The following is an 18,177-nucleotide window of genomic DNA, read 5'->3' on the forward strand; positions in this document are numbered from 1 at the left end:
GATGGCGACTATCCGCAAAAAACACAGAGCGCCGGTGCCGGTGTTCCAGCGAGACCCGGGCCCATGGTCCCGGCTGCTGATCGACTGGCTGGCTACGCTGGCCGTTATTATGATCTTTGGGCTGGTGATGCTGTTCAGCGCCAGCTACACCACGGGCTACCTGCGCATGGGCGACAGCTTCCACTACATCAAGCAGCAGGTGCTGTGCATGATGATCGGACTGGGCTGTATGTTCCTGATGAGCTATATGGATCACCGCTTTTTGCGCAAGATGGTGGTGCCGGGCTACATCATCGTGCTGGCCATGCTGGCCGTCACCCTGACCATGGCCCCTCTGAACGGCTGCCGCCGCTGGATCCGCTTCGGCGGGCTTACGCTGCAATCCTCGGAGGTGGCAAAGTTTGAAATGATCCTGTTCAGCTCCCATCTTGCGGCAAAAGCGCCGCAGGTGGAGCGGCTGGACCCGGAGCGCCGCATCCTGCTTACCCCCCGGGAGTGGCTGCGGGTGCGGGTGTGGAAGCAGCTGGTGGTGCCGGTGCTGCCCCTTATACCGGTGGTCATCCTGCTGGCGCTGGAGCCGCACATGTCCGGCATCGTGCTGACGGTGGCGGTGGTGGGCACCATCCTGCTGCTGTCCGGCAGCGGCGGTGTGCTGACATGGGCGGGTGCCATCACGGCAGGTGCCATGCTGGAAACGCTGCTCTCCCATGTGGACTCCATCCCCTACCTGCAAAAGCGTCTGGACGGCTGGACACAGGATCTGAGCAAGATGACCGACCAGACCGTGCAGAGCCTTTACGCCATCGGCTCCGGCGGGCTGAAAGGGCTGGGGCTGGGCAACAGCGTGGAAAAGCAGCTCTGGCTGCCGGAAAGCACCAACGACTTCATCTTCAGCGTGGTGTGCGAGGAGCTGGGCTTCATTGGCGCAGTGCTCATCATCGTGCTGTTCGTGCTGTTCATCGTGCAGGGGCTGCTCATCGCCTATAAGGCGGAGAACCTGTACTGCACCATGGTGGGCATCGGCATCATGGCACAGATCGCGTGGCAGGTGTTCTGCAATATCGCCGTGGTCACCAACACCCTGCCCAACACCGGCATCAGCCTGCCCTTCTTCTCCTCCGGCGGCACCAGTCTGATCTTGCTGCTGGCAGAAATGGGCGTAATGGTGAATATCGGCCGCAACGGCGAGCGGGCAGCGCAGCAGCGGGAGCAGATGCGTGCCCAGCGGGAAGCCGCCCGCGCCGAGCGCGAGGCAGAGCTTGCCCGCAAGACCATTGATCTGGCTTCTGCCCGCGCAGCCCGCACAGAACAGTAAAACAAACCGCAAGCCCGCCCGGCCGCAGGCCGGGCGTTTATAAGGAGGAATCACCATGCGTGTTCTTATTGCAGCCGGCGGCACCGCCGGACATATCAACCCCGCACTGGCCATTGCCGGTGCGCTGAAAAAAGCCAACCCTACCGCCGAGATCCACTTTGCAGGCCGTAAGGAGGGCATGGAGTACCGTCTGGTCACACAGGCGGGCTACCCCTTCCACCATATCGAGATCACCGGGTTTCAGCGCAAGCTCAGCCTGCACAACATCAAGCGCAACATCATTACCCTGTGGAATCTGGCCCTCTCCGGCCCCAAGGCCAAGGCCATGATGAAGGAGGTAAAGCCGGATCTCGTCATCGGCTGCGGCGGCTATGTGTCCGGCCCGGTGGTGCGCTGCGCCGCCAAAATGGGCATCCACACCGCTTTGCACGAGCAGAACGCTTTTCCCGGTGTGACCAACAAGCTGCTGGCCCCGGATGTGGATATCGTGTTTGCTGCCGTGCCCGCCGCTGTGGAAAAGCTGGGCGCACCGGACAAGACCCTTGTGGTAGGCAACCCCGTGCGGCCGGAGGTGTTTGTACAGGCCGCGAACCGCGAAGCCATCCGCGCACAGCTGGGTGCGGGCGACCGCACCGTCATCCTGTCCTTCGGCGGCAGCCTGGGTGCGCGCCGGGTGAATGAGGTGGTGGCAGACCTCTGCGCTTGGGAGCAGCACGAGCACAAGCCGGTGCTGCACCTGCACGCCACCGGACAGTACGGCGTGCAGCTGTTTGAGCAGCTGCAAAAGCAAAAGGACTTTGCCCCCGGTGACAGCCTTGTGGTAAAGGAATACATCAACAATATGCCGGAGCTGCTGGCAGCGGCGGACCTCGTCATCAGCCGCGCCGGTGCGCTGACGCTGGCCGAGCTGGAAGCCGTGGGACGCGCCGCTGTGCTGATCCCCAGCCCCAACGTGGCCGAGAACCACCAGTACTACAACGCCATGGAGCTGCAAAAGGCCGGGGCGGCTGTGGTGATCGAAGAAAAAGACCTGACCGGCGAAAAGCTGGTGCAGACTGTTTCTGCCATGCTGGCACAGCCCGGCAAGCTGACCGAGATGGGCAAAAACGCCCGCAGCCTGTCGGTGGACAACAGTCTGGACCGCATCACTGCAGCCCTGCTCAAGCTGGTAAAGACCCCGTGATGCAGACGTGGAATAAACAGGAAAGAAGGTGCGAATGATGCAGCAGAACCGTGACCGCAACGGCAGACCCCGGAACACCAGACCCTATGATCTGAACCGGGATGTGGCGCGCACCTCTGCGCCTTCGCAGGATCATACGCCCCGGAGCACCGGCAGCAGCCGCTACGGCTACAACGGCGAGCCGCTCAGCCGCCCGCCCTCCCGCAGCGCCAACGGCAGCGTGCGCGCCTCCCGGGCAGACAACAGCATCCAGTTCCCAACCCAGACCCAGTCCCAGACCCGCCGCCCGGCGCAGGGGAGCAATACCACCCAGTACCCCTCCGGCAGCCGCCCGAAAAACGCGAAATCCGGCGGCAAGCAGCGCCGCCCGGCAAACAATGCCCGCAGCGGGCAGAACAGCCGGAAAAACCAGAACGCGCAGAATCACCCGAACCGGCAGCACCCGGCGGGCAACGGTCAGCCCCTGCGCCCGGCGCAGGCCGCCCCGCAGCAAAGCCCTGCCCGGCGGGAAATGCGCAAAAAGCGCAAGGTGACCCGTGCTACCCTGCGCCGCCGCCGGATACTGCGCCGCCTGACCGCCTTTGCCATGCTGCTGTGCGTTATTGGTGCGGGTATCTACCTGACCATGACCATGCTGTTCCGCATCAATTCCATTCAGGTACAGACACCGGACGGCAAGCAGGTGACCGAGATCGCGGGCTATTCCGCAGACAGCATTTTGCAGCGGATGGGCGTGCAGCTGGAAGAGAACATCTTCAGCTTTGAGCCCGGCGAAAAAGCCGCTGTGCTGGAGCAGAACTTCCCGCTGCTGGGCTCCATCAAGGTGATCCGGGACTACCCCAACACCGTGGTGGTGCAGGTGACCGAGGCCGTGCCCGCCTACGCGGTGCAAAACGGCAGTAAGTGGCTTGTGATCTCGGACAAATGGAAGATTTTGTCTGAGGAAAGCACCCAGCCCGAGGGGCTTTGCACCCTGTACGGCGGCAAGCTGCAGGACACCGCCCCGGGACAGGGCTTCTGGTTCGTGGACGATGCGGACGCGGCAAGCGCCTCCGGGTCGGAGACCGCCGAAAGCGAAAGTGCGGTGAGCACCGAGAGCGCCCGCATGGAAGCGCTGCGCACCTTGGTGGGCAAGCTGGAGGAATACGGCCTGTCGCAGGACATGACACGGCTGGAGGTGGCAGACACCGAGCAACTCGCATTTTTGTATCAGGATCGCATCAGCGTGCTGCTGGGTACGCTGAACGATCTGGATTATAAGCTGGACCGCGCCCGCTATGTGCTGACCAACGCCGACGGCAAGGGCTGCGGCCCCACCGACACCGGGCGGCTGGACTTCAGCCATACCAGCGCCAGCAGCACCCGCAAGATCTATTTTGCACAGGGCGAGCCCACCCTGCCCTCCGGCTATGTGGTGCCGCCCAAGGCCGAGGATACCGCCGACAGCACGGAAAGCACTGAGGGCGCTACGCCCACGGATACCACCGAACCGGCGGCTGAAACGGACAGCGAGCAGCTGCCCCTGACCCACCCTGACCGCATGACGGCCAACGTAGAAGAAAACCCCATGTAAAGAAGCTCTTTGGAGGAGACTGTATGAAGCTGGAACAACTGATGGAAGGCGTGCCCTTTACCCTTGTGCAGGGCAGTCTGGATACTGAGATCGCAGATATCATCTACGACAGCCGCAAGGCTGCCCCGGGGCTTTTGTTCGTGTGCATCGTGGGCACCCAGCGGGATAGCCACACGTTTGCCGCCGCCTGCGCCGCAAAGGGGGTCAGCGCGCTGGTCATCCAGCACGATATCGACCTTTCCACCATGCCCGGGGTGACCGTGGTCAAGGTGGAGAGTAGCCGCTATGCCATGGCGTTGATGAGCGCCAACCTCTTCGGCAACCCTGCCCGGCAGATGACCATGATCGGCGTCACCGGCACCAAGGGCAAGACCACCACCACCCACATGATCAAGAGCGTGCTGGAGGCCGCAGGCCGCAAGGTGGGCATGATCGGCACCAACGGCATCTACTATATGGGACGCCATAAGGACACCGCCAACACCACCCCGGAAAGCTACGAGCTGCAAAAGACCTTCCGGGAGTTTCTGGATGCCGGCTGCGACACCGCGCTGATGGAGGTATCCAGTCAGGGTCTGATGATGGATCGCGTGGCGGGTGTGCACTACGATGTGGGCGTGTTCACCAACCTTTCGCCGGATCATATCGGCCCCGGCGAGCACAAGACCTTTGAGGAGTACCGCAGCTGGAAGGGACAGCTGTTCAAGCGCTGCGACGTGGGCGTGGTGAATATCGACGACGAGAACACCGCCGCCCTGCTGGAGGGCCACACCTGCAAGCTGGTGACCTACGGCCGCGATGAAAAGGCCGACTACCGCGAGACCGGCTACGAGCTGCTGCGCACCCACGATTTTCTGGGCGTTGCCTTCCACGTTACCGGCAAGGACGAGATGGACGTCAAGGTGAATATGCCCGGCGAGTTCAGCGTGTACAACGCGCTGGCAGCGCTGGCCGTGGGCAAGGTGCTGGGTCTGCCGGATGCCGCCATCCATGACGGTCTGGGCAAGTGCGTGGTAAAGGGACGTGTGGAGCTGGTGCCCATCAGCAAAAAGTTCACCATCCTGCTGGACTACGCCCACAACGAGGTATCCACCGAGAGCCTGCTCACCACCCTGCGCGCTTACAAGCCCCACCGTCTGGTGGTGGTGTTCGGCTGCGGCGGCAATCGCTCCAAGCTGCGTCGCTACGGCATGGGCGAGATCTGCGCCAAGATGGCCGATTTCTCCATCCTCACCGAGGACAACAACCGCTTTGAAAAGGTAGAGGACATTATTGCGGACATCCGCACGGGCATGAACAAGGGCAACCCGGACGCAAAGTTCGTGGAGATCCCCGACCGTCTGGACGCGCTGCACTACGCAGTGGATCACGCACAGGAGGGCGATCTGATCGCCGTCATCGGCAAGGGGCACGAGACCTACCGCGACCGCGAGGGCGTCAAGACCCCCTTCCTTGAGCGGGAATTGCTGGAAGAATACGCCCAGCAGATCGGGCTGGAATAAGAAAAAATATTATTATTGCGGGAAAGGCCGCTGCACAAAGTACTGTGCAGCGGCCTTTTTGTGCCCTTTAGGAGCCCCTATATAAAAAGGAAGCAAACTGTGACAAAACTGTAAAAGATAAAAATATTTAACTAAAACCATTGACTTATCCGACGGCTTGGCTATAATGGTCGTGTTCGATACCTCAAAACTTTTAGGTAAATAATTAAAAACAACCATAGAACATAAAGGAGAATACTGCCATGACTTTCGAGGAAATGAAGAAGATCGTTGTCGATACCCTGAGCTGCGATGAGGACAAGGTGACCATGGAGGCCAGCCTGACCGAGGATCTGGAGGCTGATAGCCTGGACGCTGTGGAGCTGAACATGGCACTGGAAGAGGCCTGCGGCGTGTCCATCCCCGATGAGGAGCTGGCAACCCTCAAGACCGTGGGCGATATCTTCAACTACATCAATGCCCATGTCTGAGGCTGACCGAGGCGAAACGCGATGAACAGTATCAAAGACCTGCTGCCGGGCAGCATGCGGGAGCGCACCTTCCAGCTGAAGGCCCGGCGGGATGCGGGTGCCGTGTGGAACGACCCGCAGTTCGTGGAATGCAAAAAGTGCGGACGCCGCGCCACCCGCCAGATCTGGAACAAGGCGCAGTACGTCTGCCCCAACTGCGGGGTGCACCTGCCCATCGGCGGGTACTACCGCCTGAGCCTCGTCCTTGACAAGGGCAGCTTCCGGGAACTGGACGCCGACCTTGCCCCGCAGGATGTGCTGCAGTTTCCCGGCTACCCGGAAAAGCTGGAAGCGCAGACCGGCAAGACCGGCCTGAAGGAAGCTGTGATCACCGCCACGGGGCGCATCGAGGGCACCCCGGTGGTGGCTGCGGTGCTGGACAGCCGGTTCTTTATGGGCAGCATGAGCACCACCGTGGGCGAAAAGATCACCCGCGCCGTGGAGCACGCCGCCGCAAAGCACCTGCCGCTGATCATCTTTTCGGCCAGCGGCGGCGCCCGGATGCAGGAGGGCATCTTCAGCCTGATGCAGATGGCCAAGACCTCTGCTGCCATCGAGCGGTTCTCCGCCCGGGGCGGGCTGTACATCAGCGTGCTGACCCACCCCACCACCGGCGGCGTTACCGCCAGCTTTGCCAGCCTTGGCGACATTATGCTGGCAGAGCCCGGGGCGCTGATCGGTTTTGCGGGCCCCCGGGTCATTGAACAGACCATCGGTGAAAAGCTGCCCGCAGGCTTCCAGCGCAGCGAGTTCCAGTACGAGCACGGCTTTGTGGACAAGGTAGTGCCCCGTACCGAAATGCGCGAAACACTGGCGCAGCTGCTGCGGCTGCACGCCTGAGGAGGGAGCGCCTTATGATCAAGGACATCTTACAACAGCTCGCCCCGCTGGATGAAAAGATCGCCGCTCTGCGCGGCGACCCGGCGGACGAGAACATGACCGACATTACCAACCACGCTGCCGAGCTGGCAGAGCTTTCCGCACAGGAGGACGCTTTGCTGTCTGGCTGCGGGGCGCTGACCGCAGAGGACAGGGTCTTTCTGGCACGCCACCCGGAGCGCCCCCACATCAACGAGATCGTGGATGCACTGTTCACCGACTTCTTTGAGCAGTGCGGCGACCGCCAGTGCAAGGAGGATGCCGCCATTCTGGGCGGTGTAGCGCTGTTCCACGGCCAGCCGGTCACAGTTATCGGCCATCGCAAGGGCAGCACGCTGGAGGAAAACCTGCGCTGCAACTTCGGTATGCCCGGACCGGAGGGCTACCGCAAGGCCCTGCGCCTGATGAAGCAGGCGGAAAAATTTGACCGTCCCATCATCACCTTCATCGACACCCCGGGCGCATACCCCGGCAAGGACGCCGAGGAGCGCGGACAGGGCGAGGCCATTGCCCGCAACCTGATGGAGATGAGCGGCCTGACCGTGCCGGTGATCGCAGTGGTCACCGGTGAGGGCTCCTCCGGCGGCGCGCTGGCGCTGGGTGTGGCAAACCGCATCCTGATGCTGGAAAACGCCGTCTACTCGGTGCTGAGCCCCGAGGGCTTTGCCAGCATCCTGTGGAAGGATCCCTCCCGCAGCGGCGAAGCCTGCGAGATCATGAAGCTGACCGCGCAGGATCTGTACAAGGACGGCATCGTGGAAGAGATCATCCCGGAGCCGGTGGGCGGCGCACAGCGCGCCCACGGGGTACTGTTCGGCAATCTGGACGAGGCATTGCAGCGTCAGCTGCGCAGCCTTGCCTGCATGAATGGCCGTCAGCTGGCCGAGCAGCGCTACCAGAAATTCCGTCAGATCGGAGAAATGAGGAAAGCATGAAGGGTTTGCGTCTGATCGCCACCGGCGGGGCTTTGCCCGGCCGCACGGTCACCAACGAAGAGCTGAGCCGCACCGTGGATACCAGCGACGAGTGGATCACCACCCGCACCGGCATCCGCACACGGCACTACTGCACCGAGGGCGAAAACGCCGCTACACTGGCCATTGCCGCCGCAAAGCAGGCGCTGCAGCGCAGCGGCCTTGCCCCGGCAGACATTGCCTGCTGCGTCTGCGCCACCCTTTCCGCACCGGACGCCACCCCAAGCGTGGCCTGTCAGGTGCAGGCGGCGCTGGCATTGCCGGAAAACCGCCCCGCACTGGATGTAAACGCCGCCTGTTCCGGCTTTTTGTACGGCACGGCGGTGGCACGCGGCCTGCTGGCTACGCTGGGCGGGCGGTACGCGCTGGTCATCGGCACCGAGGCACTCTCCCGCCTGATGGACCCCACCGACCGCTCCACCTGCGTGCTGTTCGGCGATGGAGCCGGTGCGGCGGTGTTTGAACTGACCGACACCTCCGCGCCCTTTGCCATCACGCTGGGTGCCCGGGGCGATGCCGCCATCCATGCCGGCGGCCCCAGCCGCGCAGGCTCTGACCCCATCAGCATGGACGGCAGGGCGGTGTTCCGCTTTGCGGTGGACGCCCTGCCCAAGTGCCTGCACACTGTACTGGACGAGACCGGCCTTACGCTGGACAATCTGGACTGGGTGGTCTGCCATCAGGCCAACAGCCGCATCATCGACCACTGCGTCAAGGCGCTGCACGCCGACGGTGCAAAGTTCTACAAAAACATGGACCGCCACGGCAACACCAGTGCTGCCAGCATCCCGGTGGCGCTGAACGAGCTGGCTGAAAGCGGCCAGCTGCACCCCGGCCAGATCCTTGCCTGCATCGGCTTCGGCGGCGGCCTGACATGGGGCGGCATGATCGTGGAGTATAAAGGATAAAAACCATGAAACTTTTAAACGAGATATTGGGGACGAAGTACCCCATCATTCAGGGCGGCATGGCCAACATTGCCACCGGCGAGTTTGCCGCCGCCTGCTCCAATGCCGGTGCGCTGGGCATCATCGGTGCGGGCGGCATGAATGCCGATACCCTGCGCCAGAATATCCGCCGCTGCCGGGAACTGACCGACAAGCCCTTTGGCGTGAACATCATGCTCATGCACCCGCAGGCAGATGAGTTTGCCCAGATCGTGGTGGAGGAAAAAGTCGCCGTGGTTACCACCGGCGCAGGCAACCCGGGCAAGTACGTTCCCATGTGGAAAGCTGCCGGCATCAAGGTGATCCCGGTGGTGGCGGCTGCCGTGCTGGCACGGCACTTGGAGCCGCTGGGCATCGATGCCGTCATCGCCGAGGGCACCGAGAGCGGCGGCCATGTGGGCGAGATGACCACCATGGCACTGGTGCCGCAGGTGGTGGACGCGGTCAGCGTGCCAGTCATCGCCGCAGGCGGCATTGCCGATGGCCGTCAGCTGGCGGCTGCGCTGGCACTGGGTGCCTGCGGTGTGCAGGTGGGCACCTGCCTGCTGGCAAGCGAGGAGTGCCCCATTCACCCCAACTACAAGGCCGCGCTGCTCAAGGCCAGGGACAGTGACACCATCGTCACCGGACGCACCGTGGGTGCACCGGTGCGTGTGCTGAAAAACCGCATGAGCCGGGAGTATGTCCGTCAGGAAAAGGCGGGCGCGGACAAGATGGAACTGGAAAAATACACGCTGGGCAGCCTGCGCCGCGCCGTCTTTGAGGGTGACACCGAAACCGGCAGCCTGATGGCCGGTCAGGTGGCCGGAATGCTGCACGAGGTGCGCCCCGTGGCCGACATCCTTGCCGACCTGTGGCAGGGTGGGAGGCAGCGCATCGCCGCGCTGAACACCGAATGCTGACCCTTGGCGGCAAGTCCCTGCAACTACCCATTTTGCAGGGCGGCATGGGCGTGGGCGTCTCGCTGGGCGGGCTGGCCGGTGCGGTAGCAGCCTGCGGCGGCATGGGGTGCATCTCCACCGCCGATGCAGGCTACCGCGAGCCGGATTTTGCCCGTGACCCGGCGGCAGCCAACCACCGCGCCCTGACCGCAGAGATTCAAAAAGCCAAGGCCATCGCCGGGGGCATGGGTCTGGTAGCCATCAACGCCATGGTAGCCACCCGGGACTACGCCGACGCCATCCGCACCGCCGTAGCGGCGGGGGTGGATGCCGTGGTCTCCGGTGCGGGTCTGCCGCTGGAGCTGCCGGGCATCGTGGGCACAAAAGAAGTGGCCATTGCGCCCATCGTATCCAGCGCCCGGGCGGCAAAGCTCATCCTGCGCCGCTGGGCAAAGGGCTTTGACCGCACCGCCGATTTTGTGGTCATCGAGGGCTGCAAGGCGGGCGGACATCTCGGCTTTGCCGAGGAGGACCTGCTGGCCGACCGCTGCCAGACCTTGGACGAGATCCTACCCGGGGTGCTGGCTGAGGTAAAGACTTACGAGGAACAATATGGCCACGCCATCCCGGTATTTGTGGCGGGCGGCGTGTACACCGGTGCCGATATGGCACACTTTACAAAGCTTGGCGCTGCGGGCGTGCAGCTTGCCACCCGCTTGATCCCTACCTACGAGTGCGACGCCTCCCAGACCTACAAGGACGTGCTGCTGGCGGCTAAGCCGGAGGATGTGCGCATCATCCACAGCCCGGTGGGAATGCCCGGTCGTGCGCTGAACACCCCGCTGGTGCAGGCGCTGGCCGAGGGCAAACGTTTCCCGCCCAAGCGCTGCGCCCGGTGTCTCAAGACCTGCGACCCCGCCGCCGTGCCCTACTGCATCACCCACGCCCTCATCGAGGCGGTGAAGGGCAACGTGGAGGAAGGGCTCTTCTTCTGCGGCGAAAACGTGGGCCGGCTGGACCGGATGCGCACCGTGCGTGAGCTGATGGACGAACTTGTGACCGAATGGAGGCAGAATTTATGAAGCTTGCCGTACTTTACGCCGGTCAGGGTGCACAGCACCCCGGCATGGGCAAGGAATTTTACGAAGCATCTCCCGCCTTCCGGGCGGCCTTTGACAGCGCAGCGCTGGATTTTGACCTGCACCGCGTCTGCTTTGAGGATCCGGACGGCGTTTTGAACCAGACCGAATACACCCAGCCCTGCATGGTGGCCTTTGCCTGCGGCGTGACCGCTGTGCTGGCTGAAAAGGGCGTAAAGCCCGCCTATCTGGCGGGACTTTCGCTGGGCGAATACTCCGCGCTGCAGGCAGCCGGGGTGTTCACCGCAAAGCAGGCCATCGAGCTGACCGCCTTCCGGGGCAAGGCCATGGCCGAGGCTGCAAAGGGCCTTGCCTGCGGTATGACCGCCGTGCTGGGACTGGACAGAGAAAAACTGTCTGCCTGCTGCGAGCAGGCGGCTGAGGCAGGCTGTGTGCAGATCTGCAACTACAACTGCCCGGGGCAGCTGGTCATCGGCGGCGAGAAAGCCGCTGTGGAGCAGGCCGCCGCGCTGGCAAAGGAAGCCGGTGCCCGCCGCTGCATCCCGCTGAAGGTCAGCGGCCCCTTCCACACAAAGCTGATGGCTCCCGCAGGGGATGCGCTGGCACAGCGCTTTGTGGGCGAAAACTTCGGCACCATGGAGACGCCGGTGCTGTTCAACTGTCTGGGGCATGAAAAGGCCGAGACCGACAGCATCCCGCAGCTGCTGGTAAAGCAGGTGCAGAGCAGCGTCTACATGGAAGATACCCTGCGCCGTCTGGGCGAGCTGGGCGTGGACCACATTCTGGAAGTCGGCCCCGGCAGCGCCCTGAGCGGTTTTGTGAAAAAGACCCTGCCCGGGGTGACCTGCACCGCAGTGGAGACCCCGGAACAGCTGGATGCGGTGCTGACCGCATGGAAGGAAGCAGAATGAGCGAAGAAAAGCTGACCCGCGCCGCCATTGTTACCGGCGGCAGCCGGGGCATTGGCCGCGCAGTGTGCGTGGCACTGGCAAAGCAGGGCTGCAATGTGGTGGTGAACTACTGCCACGGCGCAGAGCCTGCGGAGCAGACGGCAGTGCTCTGCCGCGCCGAGGGCGTGCAGGCGGTGACCGTGCAGGCGGATGTATCCACCGCCGAGGGCTGCAAAGCGCTGTTCGATGCCGCCGCCGAGGCCTTTGGCCGGGTGGATGTGCTGGTGAACAACGCGGGCATCACCCGGGACAACCTGATTTTGCGCCTGACCGAGCAGGATTTTGACGCGGTGCTGGACACCAACCTGAAAAGCGCCTTTCTCTGCTGCAAGGAGGCCGCCCGCCGCATGGTGCGTCAGCGCTATGGCCGCATCGTGAACCTTTCCAGCGTGGTGGCGCTGCGGGGCAACGCCGGGCAGACCAACTACGCCGCCAGCAAGGCGGGGCTCATCGGCCTGACCAAGAGTCTTGCCCGGGAGCTGGCTGCGCGGAACGTGACCGTGAACGCGGTAGCACCCGGATTTATCGACACCGACATGACTGCCGTGCTGCCGGAGGCGGTGCGCACCGGCATGACGCAGGGCATCCCCGCAGGCCGCGCAGGCCAGCCGGAGGATGTGGCGCAGGCAGTGGCTTTTTTTGCCGCAGAACAAAGCAGCTATCTCACCGGGCAGGTGCTCTGTGTGGACGGCGGCATGGCAATGTAAAGGAGAACCCTTATGAATAAACGCAGAGTTGTGATCACCGGCCTTGGCACGGTGAACCCGCTGGGCAACAATGTGGCCGACAGCTGGGCGGCAGCCCGTGCCGGTAAATGCGGCATCGGCCCCATCACCCAGTTCGACACCACCGACTTCAAGTGCAAGCTGGCCGGTGAGGTAAAGGGCTTTGACCCTGAGACCGTGGTGGACAAAAAGGAAGTCCGCAAGATGGCACGCTTTACCCTGCTGGCGCTGGGCGCTGCCGCCGAAGCCATTGCAGACAGCGGCATCGATACTGAAGCCGAGGGCAAAAACATCGGCGTCATCCTGTCCAGCGGCATCGGCGGTCTGCCCACGATCGAGGAGCAGCACGCCCGCGGCGAGGAAAAGGGCATGGAGAAGGTAAGCCCCTACTTTGTGCCCATGGCCATTGCCAACATGGCAGCGGCGCAGGTGGCCATCCGCTTTGGCCTGAAGGGCATGTGCACCTGCCCGGTCACGGCCTGCGCCGGCGGCACCAACGCCGTGGGCGACGCCTTTCACCGCATCCGGGACGGCTACGAGCCGGTGATGGTCTGCGGCGGTGCGGAAAGCTGCATCAGCCCCTTGGGCATCGGCGGCTTTACCAGCATGAAGGCGCTTTCCACCGCCACCGACCCGGACGCTGCCAGCCTGCCCTTTGACGCCCGCCGCGGCGGCTTTGTCATGGGCGAGGGCAGCGGTGTGCTGGTGCTGGAAGAGCTGGAGCACGCAAGAGCGCGCGGCGCACACATCTACGCCGAGGTGGTGGGCTACGGTGCCAACTGCGACGCCTACCACTTTACCGCCCCGGCTCCCGGCGGCGTCGGCGCCATCGACTGCATGAAGCTGACTTTGGCGGATGCCGACATCGCACCGGAGCAGGTGAACCACATCAACGCCCACGGCACCGGCACCCACATGAACGATGCCTGCGAGACTGCCGCCATCCACGCCGTGTTCGGCGCACACGCCAAGGAGATGACCGTGGTCAGCACCAAGAGCATGACCGGCCATCTGCTGGGCGGCGCGGGCGGCATCGAGGCCGTGTTCACCGCGCTGGCACTGCGGGACCAGTTCGCCCCGCCCACCATCCACTATGCTCAGCCTGACCCGGAGTGTGATCTGGATTATGTGCCCAACACCGGGCGGCAGCAGGAAATGCAGTATGCGCTGAGCAACAGTCTGGGCTTTGGCGGCCACAATGCCTGCATCGCCCTGCGCAGATGGGAGGGCTGACCCATGGCAGAGCCCCGTACCGTGCGTGAAAACGCCAACACTCTGAGCAGTGTGCAGATCGCGGAGATCTTGCCCCACCGCTACCCCTTTGCCCTCGTGGACCGCGTTCTGGACTACGAGCCGGGGCAGTGGGTCATCGGCCGCAAGTGCGTCACCCGCAACGAGGAATTCTTCAACGGCCACTTCCCGGCGCAGCCGGTCATGCCCGGCGTACTGCTGCTGGAAGCACTGGCACAGACCGGCGCTGTGGCGGCGCTGAGTCTGCCGGAAAACAAGGGCAAGCTGGCGCTGTTCGGCGGCATCAAGAATGCCCGCTTCCGCAAGCAGGTCACCCCCGGGGACGTGCTCACCCTGCACTGTGAACTGGTGCAGCAGCACGGCGCTGTGGGCGTAGGCAAGGCTTCGGCATGGGTGGACGGCAAGTGCGCCGTCACCGCAGAGCTGACCTTTGCGCTGACCGAAGCAGCGGAATAAAAATGAATGCAAAAAGAGATAGACGATCCCTTTTCGGGAAAGCCTATCTCTTTTTTGTTGGGATTATTTGTGCTTATTCCGGCTGACTTACTCTGCGGCAGCTGTCCCGGCGTCTGCTTCAGCAGCGGGGGCAGGCTCTGCCGGGGCGGTTTCTTCCGTGGTGGTTTCTGTCGGGGCGGTCGCTGCCAGCTCCTTCTCCATCCACTCCCGCACGCGGTCGGGGCGGTTGGTGATGTAGGCATCGGCGCTGGTGCGCAGCAGGCTGCGGACGGAATCCTCCGTGTCCACTGTCCACAAAGACACCTTGATGCCCATCTCGTGCAGTTTATCGATGAAACCGGCATTTTTGTAGGCGGTGTGGTACTCGCAGCTGACCCACTCCGGCACAAAGTCCAGACTGCTGATATAGGCGGGCAGGTCCCGCTGCGCCATCAGGTTTTTGTAGATCTCGTTCAGGCTCTCACCGGGGAAGTTTGCCCGCAGCATACTTACCTTATCGCTCATCCAGCGGGTCATCCAGCTGCAGTTTTCCTCATCTGCTGCGCTCTCCGGCAGGGCAGCGTCCATGGCTTCCATGTCGTCTATGCCGTTGGTCAGTCCCAGATCCTTCCAGATGATGGGCGGTGGCAGCAGCATGCTTTCCAGCTCGCCGTATACCAGTGCACCTACCCGCAGTTCGGGCAGCAGCTGCTTTGCCTGCCGCAGCAGCGCGTGGTTGAAGGAAACAAGGACCACCTGTTCTACCATCTCGGTCTGCTGCAGCACTTCCAGCACCCGGGGCACAAAGTCCGGGTCGTTGTCCATGGTGGATTTCAGCTCCAGATGCACGGTGCATTCCGGCATCTGCCTGCACAGCTCCATGGCTTCCTGCAAGGTAGCAATCTTTTCGTCCTGATAGATGGCGTCCTTCCAGCTGCCGAAATCCAGCTCTTTCAGATCGCCCATGGTCATATCGTAGATCTTGCCGGAAATATCCGTGTGCAGATCGATCATATAGTCGTGGTGGATCACAAGCCCGGCGTCAATGGTCTGCTGTACGTCCATCTCTACGCCGTCCGCGCCCAGTTCCATGGCTTTTTTAAAGGCTGTCAGGGTATTTTCCGGTGCAAGATAGGAAGCACCGCGGTGTGCAATGATCTGTGGTGTCATAAATTTTCTCCGTTATCAGTTCGTCCTCACACGTTTACGCCCCGGCGCTGCCATACCGCAAACAGTGCCGGGGCGCTTGCTCAGTTCAGGTCCTCGCCGTCCGAGGCAATGACCTTTTTGTACCAGTAAAAACTGTCCTTCCGGCTGCGGGCAAGGGTGCCGTTGCCGTCGTTGTCCTTGTCCACATAGATAAAGCCGTACCGCTTTTTCATCTCGCCGGTAGAAGCGCTTACAAGGTCGATGGGACCCCATGTGGTGTAGCCCATCAAGGGCAGACCGTCCTCATTGATGGCCTTTTCCATCTCCTCGATGTGCGCGCGCAGGTAGTCGATGCGGTAGCTGTCGTGGATGGAGCCGTCCGGCTCTACGGTATCCACCGCGCCCAGACCGTTCTCCACAATGAACATGGGCTTTTCATACCGGTCATAGATGGTGTTCAAGGTCACCCGCAGACCCACCGGGTCGATGGCCCAGCCCCACTCGCTGGCTTTCAGGTAGGGGTTCTTCACCGATGCAGACACGGCGTTGCCTTCCGCATTCTCTGCCGCCATCAGCGCTTTATCCACCGTGATGCAGCGGCTGGAATAGTAGCTGAAGGACACAAAGTCCACTGTGCCCTCCCGCAGCGTGCGGTCATCCTCCGGCTGGGTGCAAAGCTGCACCCCGGCGCGCTCCATCCGCTTTTTTGCCCACACGGGGTAAGCGCCGCGCACCTGTACATCGGTAAAGAAGTAGTTGTCCCGGTCGGCCTCCTGTGCCGCCCGCACATCCTCCGGGGCGCAGGTGCGGGGGTAGAACTGCCCTGCCGCCAGCATACAGCCCACCATGGCGTCCGGCATTTTTTCGTGCGCCAGCTTTACTGCCTTTGCGCTGGCTACCAGCTCGTGATGGGCGGCCTGATACTTGACCTGTTCCACGTTCTCGCCGGGGTAGAACACCAGCCCTGCACCGGTAAAGGACAGGTGCAGCAGCATGTTGATCTCGTTGAAGGTGAGCCAGTACTTTACCTTGCCCTTGAAGCGGTCGAACAGCACCTCGCAGTAGTGGACGTAGGCGTCCACCATGCGGCGATCCTTCCAGCCGCCGTATTTTTTGATCAGGGCAATGGGGGTATCAAAGTGGCAGATGGTGACCAGCGGCTCGATGCCGTACTTATGGCACTCGTCAAAAATGCTGTCATAGAAAGCCAGCCCCGCCTCGTTGGGCTGGGCGTCATCGCCGTTGGGCAGGATGCGGGTCCATGCAATGGACAGCCGGAAGCACTTGAAGCCCATCTCTGCAAACAGGGCGATATCTTCTTTATAATGATGATACAGGTCAATAGCCTCGTGGCTGGGGTAGAAATGCGCGGCATCGCAGTCCAGCATTTCCATATAGCCCGTTGCCACCGGAAAACGGTCCGCACCGAAGGGGGTCACATCCACCGTTGCCAGACCCTTGCCGTCTGCCTGCCATGCACCCTCGCACTGGTTGGCAGCGGTAGCGCCGCCCCACAAAAAGCCCTTGGGAAATTTGCCCATACTCTTTACCTCCCTGTTTACTTTTGCGCCCCTGCGGAGCGCAGATATATTCATAATACTATGATACCGCAACCGGCGGCGCTTGTCCATGACTGCATTTTGCAAAGGTGGGTGCATTTGGGGATAAAGTACGACTTTTATCGTCAAAACGCCGAAATTCCCTGCTGCTTTTTGCGCACTTTTCACGATAAAAACACAAATCCGGCCTGTTTTTCTTTTATTCTGTTCCTTTTAAACCGCGCGGCAGTATGGTAAAATAGTAAGGTAAGAACTGCGCCGCGCTGCTGCGCTGCTGAGAACATGGAAAAATGGAGTGTTTGATTATGACTGAGTTCAAACCCATCAAAGAAGGCAAGGTCCGCGAGATCTACGACAATGGCGACAGCCTGATCATGGTTGCCACCGACCGCATTTCTGCGTTTGACGTCATCCTGAAAAACAAGGTCACCAAAAAGGGCACCGTGCTCACCCAGATGAGCAAGTTCTGGTTCGATTACACCCGCGATCTGCTGCCCAACCACATGCTGAGCGTGGATGTGCAGGATATGCCGGAGTTCTTCCGCCAGCCCCAGTTCACCGGCAACAGCATGATGTGCCGCAAGCTGACCATGCTGCCCATCGAGTGCATCGTGCGCGGCTACATCACCGGCAGCGGCTGGGCCAGCTACCAGAAGACCGGCAAGGTGTGCGGCATCCAGCTGCCCGAGGGCCTGCAGGAGTCCGATAAGCTGCCCGAGCCCATCTACACCCCCTCCACCAAGGCAGAGATCGGCGACCACGACGAGAACATCTCCTACGAGCAGAGCATCGACGTACTGGAGAAGCAGTTCCCCGGCCACGGTCTGGAGTACGCCACTAAGCTGCGCGACTACACCATTGCCCTGTACAAGAAGTGCGCCGAGTATGCACTGTCCCGCGGCATCATCATTGCCGATACTAAGTTCGAGTTTGGTCTGGACGAGGACGGCAACGTGGTGCTGGGCGACGAGATGCTGACCCCGGACTCCTCCCGCTTCTGGCCGCTGGAGGGCTACGAGCCGGGTCACAGCCAGCCCTCCTTCGACAAGCAGTTCGTGCGCGACTGGTTGAAGGCCAACCCCGACAGCAACTACGACCTGCCGCAGGATGTCATTGACAAGACCATTGCCAAGTATCTGGAGGCCTACGAGCTGCTGACCGGCAAAAAGCTGTAAGCGTATCCCGTATCCATAAAAACCAAGGCTGCTGCGGAAAATTTTCCACAGCGGCCTTTTTGCGTCCCGC

General features: G+C 62.1%; 17 protein-coding genes. 15 read left to right on the forward strand and 2 right to left on the reverse strand.

Features of this window, described 5'->3' with window-relative positions; translation table 11 throughout:
• The first annotated feature begins 1 nt into the window (after nucleotide 1).
• The 14 genes from ACXPUX_RS04835 to fabZ all read left to right on the forward strand — a co-directional run bounded on the left by ACXPUX_RS04835 (nucleotide 2) and on the right by fabZ (nucleotide 14,245).
• Nucleotides 2-1,315, forward strand: coding sequence for an FtsW/RodA/SpoVE family cell cycle protein (locus ACXPUX_RS04835; RefSeq protein ID WP_458830443.1), 1,314 nt, complete (start codon nucleotides 2-4; stop codon nucleotides 1,313-1,315).
• Nucleotides 1,316-1,370: 55 nt separating this feature from the next.
• Nucleotides 1,371-2,498, forward strand: a complete 1,128-nt coding sequence (murG, locus tag ACXPUX_RS04840; RefSeq protein WP_458830445.1) for an undecaprenyldiphospho-muramoylpentapeptide beta-N-acetylglucosaminyltransferase — start codon at nucleotides 1,371-1,373, stop codon at nucleotides 2,496-2,498.
• Nucleotides 2,499-2,532: 34 nt separating this feature from the next.
• Complete coding sequence (locus ACXPUX_RS04845) at nucleotides 2,533-4,071, forward strand: cell division protein FtsQ/DivIB (protein WP_458830447.1); 1,539 nt, start codon at nucleotides 2,533-2,535, stop codon at nucleotides 4,069-4,071.
• A 23-nt stretch (nucleotides 4,072-4,094) separates the two neighbouring features.
• The gene (locus ACXPUX_RS04850; protein ID WP_458830449.1) at nucleotides 4,095-5,573 is read left to right on the forward strand and encodes a UDP-N-acetylmuramoyl-L-alanyl-D-glutamate--2,6-diaminopimelate ligase; all 1,479 of its coding nucleotides are present in this window, start codon (nucleotides 4,095-4,097) and stop codon (nucleotides 5,571-5,573) included.
• Between the two features lie 242 nt (nucleotides 5,574-5,815).
• Complete coding sequence (gene acpP, locus ACXPUX_RS04855; RefSeq protein WP_154265730.1) at nucleotides 5,816-6,043, forward strand: acyl carrier protein; 228 nt, start codon at nucleotides 5,816-5,818, stop codon at nucleotides 6,041-6,043.
• 21 nt (nucleotides 6,044-6,064) lie between these two features.
• Nucleotides 6,065-6,922, forward strand: coding sequence for an acetyl-CoA carboxylase, carboxyltransferase subunit beta (gene accD, locus ACXPUX_RS04860; RefSeq protein WP_458830451.1), 858 nt, complete (start codon nucleotides 6,065-6,067; stop codon nucleotides 6,920-6,922).
• 14 nt (nucleotides 6,923-6,936) lie between these two features.
• Nucleotides 6,937-7,896 (forward strand): acetyl-CoA carboxylase carboxyltransferase subunit alpha, encoded by a 960-nt coding sequence (locus ACXPUX_RS04865; RefSeq protein WP_458830453.1) that lies wholly within the window; start codon nucleotides 6,937-6,939, stop codon nucleotides 7,894-7,896.
• Nucleotides 7,893-8,843, forward strand: a complete 951-nt coding sequence (locus ACXPUX_RS04870; RefSeq protein WP_458830455.1) for a beta-ketoacyl-ACP synthase 3 — start codon at nucleotides 7,893-7,895, stop codon at nucleotides 8,841-8,843. Before ACXPUX_RS04865 ends, ACXPUX_RS04870 begins: the two co-directional genes overlap by 4 nt.
• A gap of 5 nt (nucleotides 8,844-8,848) precedes the next feature.
• Complete coding sequence (locus tag ACXPUX_RS04875) at nucleotides 8,849-9,784, forward strand: nitronate monooxygenase (protein ID WP_458830457.1); 936 nt, start codon at nucleotides 8,849-8,851, stop codon at nucleotides 9,782-9,784.
• Nucleotides 9,778-10,845: an NAD(P)H-dependent flavin oxidoreductase gene (locus ACXPUX_RS04880; RefSeq protein ID WP_458830459.1), complete on the forward strand. Its 1,068-nt coding sequence runs from the start codon at nucleotides 9,778-9,780 to the stop codon at nucleotides 10,843-10,845. The genes ACXPUX_RS04875 and ACXPUX_RS04880 overlap by 7 nt, the downstream gene beginning before the upstream one ends.
• Entirely contained in the window at nucleotides 10,842-11,774 is a 933-nt protein-coding gene (gene fabD / locus ACXPUX_RS04885; RefSeq protein WP_458830461.1) for an ACP S-malonyltransferase, read from the forward strand. The genes ACXPUX_RS04880 and fabD overlap by 4 nt, the downstream gene beginning before the upstream one ends.
• Nucleotides 11,771-12,520: a 3-oxoacyl-[acyl-carrier-protein] reductase gene (gene fabG / locus ACXPUX_RS04890; protein WP_458830463.1), complete on the forward strand. Its 750-nt coding sequence runs from the start codon at nucleotides 11,771-11,773 to the stop codon at nucleotides 12,518-12,520. The genes fabD and fabG overlap by 4 nt, the downstream gene beginning before the upstream one ends.
• A gap of 12 nt (nucleotides 12,521-12,532) precedes the next feature.
• Nucleotides 12,533-13,771: a beta-ketoacyl-ACP synthase II gene (fabF, locus tag ACXPUX_RS04895; protein WP_458830465.1), complete on the forward strand. Its 1,239-nt coding sequence runs from the start codon at nucleotides 12,533-12,535 to the stop codon at nucleotides 13,769-13,771.
• 3 nt (nucleotides 13,772-13,774) lie between these two features.
• A complete protein-coding gene (gene fabZ / locus ACXPUX_RS04900; RefSeq protein ID WP_458830467.1) occupies nucleotides 13,775-14,245 on the forward strand; it encodes a 3-hydroxyacyl-ACP dehydratase FabZ in 471 nt (156 codons plus the stop codon).
• A gap of 87 nt (nucleotides 14,246-14,332) precedes the next feature.
• On the opposite strand, the gene ACXPUX_RS04905 is transcribed toward fabZ, so the two are convergent.
• Nucleotides 14,333-15,394 carry a glycerophosphodiester phosphodiesterase gene (locus ACXPUX_RS04905; RefSeq protein WP_458830469.1) on the reverse strand — a complete coding sequence of 354 codons (1,062 nt, stop codon included), beginning with the start codon at nucleotides 15,392-15,394 and terminating at the stop codon, nucleotides 14,333-14,335.
• Between the two features lie 80 nt (nucleotides 15,395-15,474).
• Nucleotides 15,475-16,914 (reverse strand): 6-phospho-beta-glucosidase, encoded by a 1,440-nt coding sequence (locus ACXPUX_RS04910; protein ID WP_458830471.1) that lies wholly within the window; start codon nucleotides 16,912-16,914, stop codon nucleotides 15,475-15,477.
• A gap of 323 nt (nucleotides 16,915-17,237) precedes the next feature.
• On the opposite strand from ACXPUX_RS04910, the gene ACXPUX_RS04915 reads away from it, so the two are divergent.
• The gene (locus ACXPUX_RS04915) at nucleotides 17,238-18,107 is read left to right on the forward strand and encodes a phosphoribosylaminoimidazolesuccinocarboxamide synthase (protein WP_015537422.1); all 870 of its coding nucleotides are present in this window, start codon (nucleotides 17,238-17,240) and stop codon (nucleotides 18,105-18,107) included.
• The last annotated feature ends 70 nt before the right edge of the window (nucleotides 18,108-18,177 follow it).

The organism is Faecalibacterium sp. PGM34 (genome assembly GCF_054456555.1).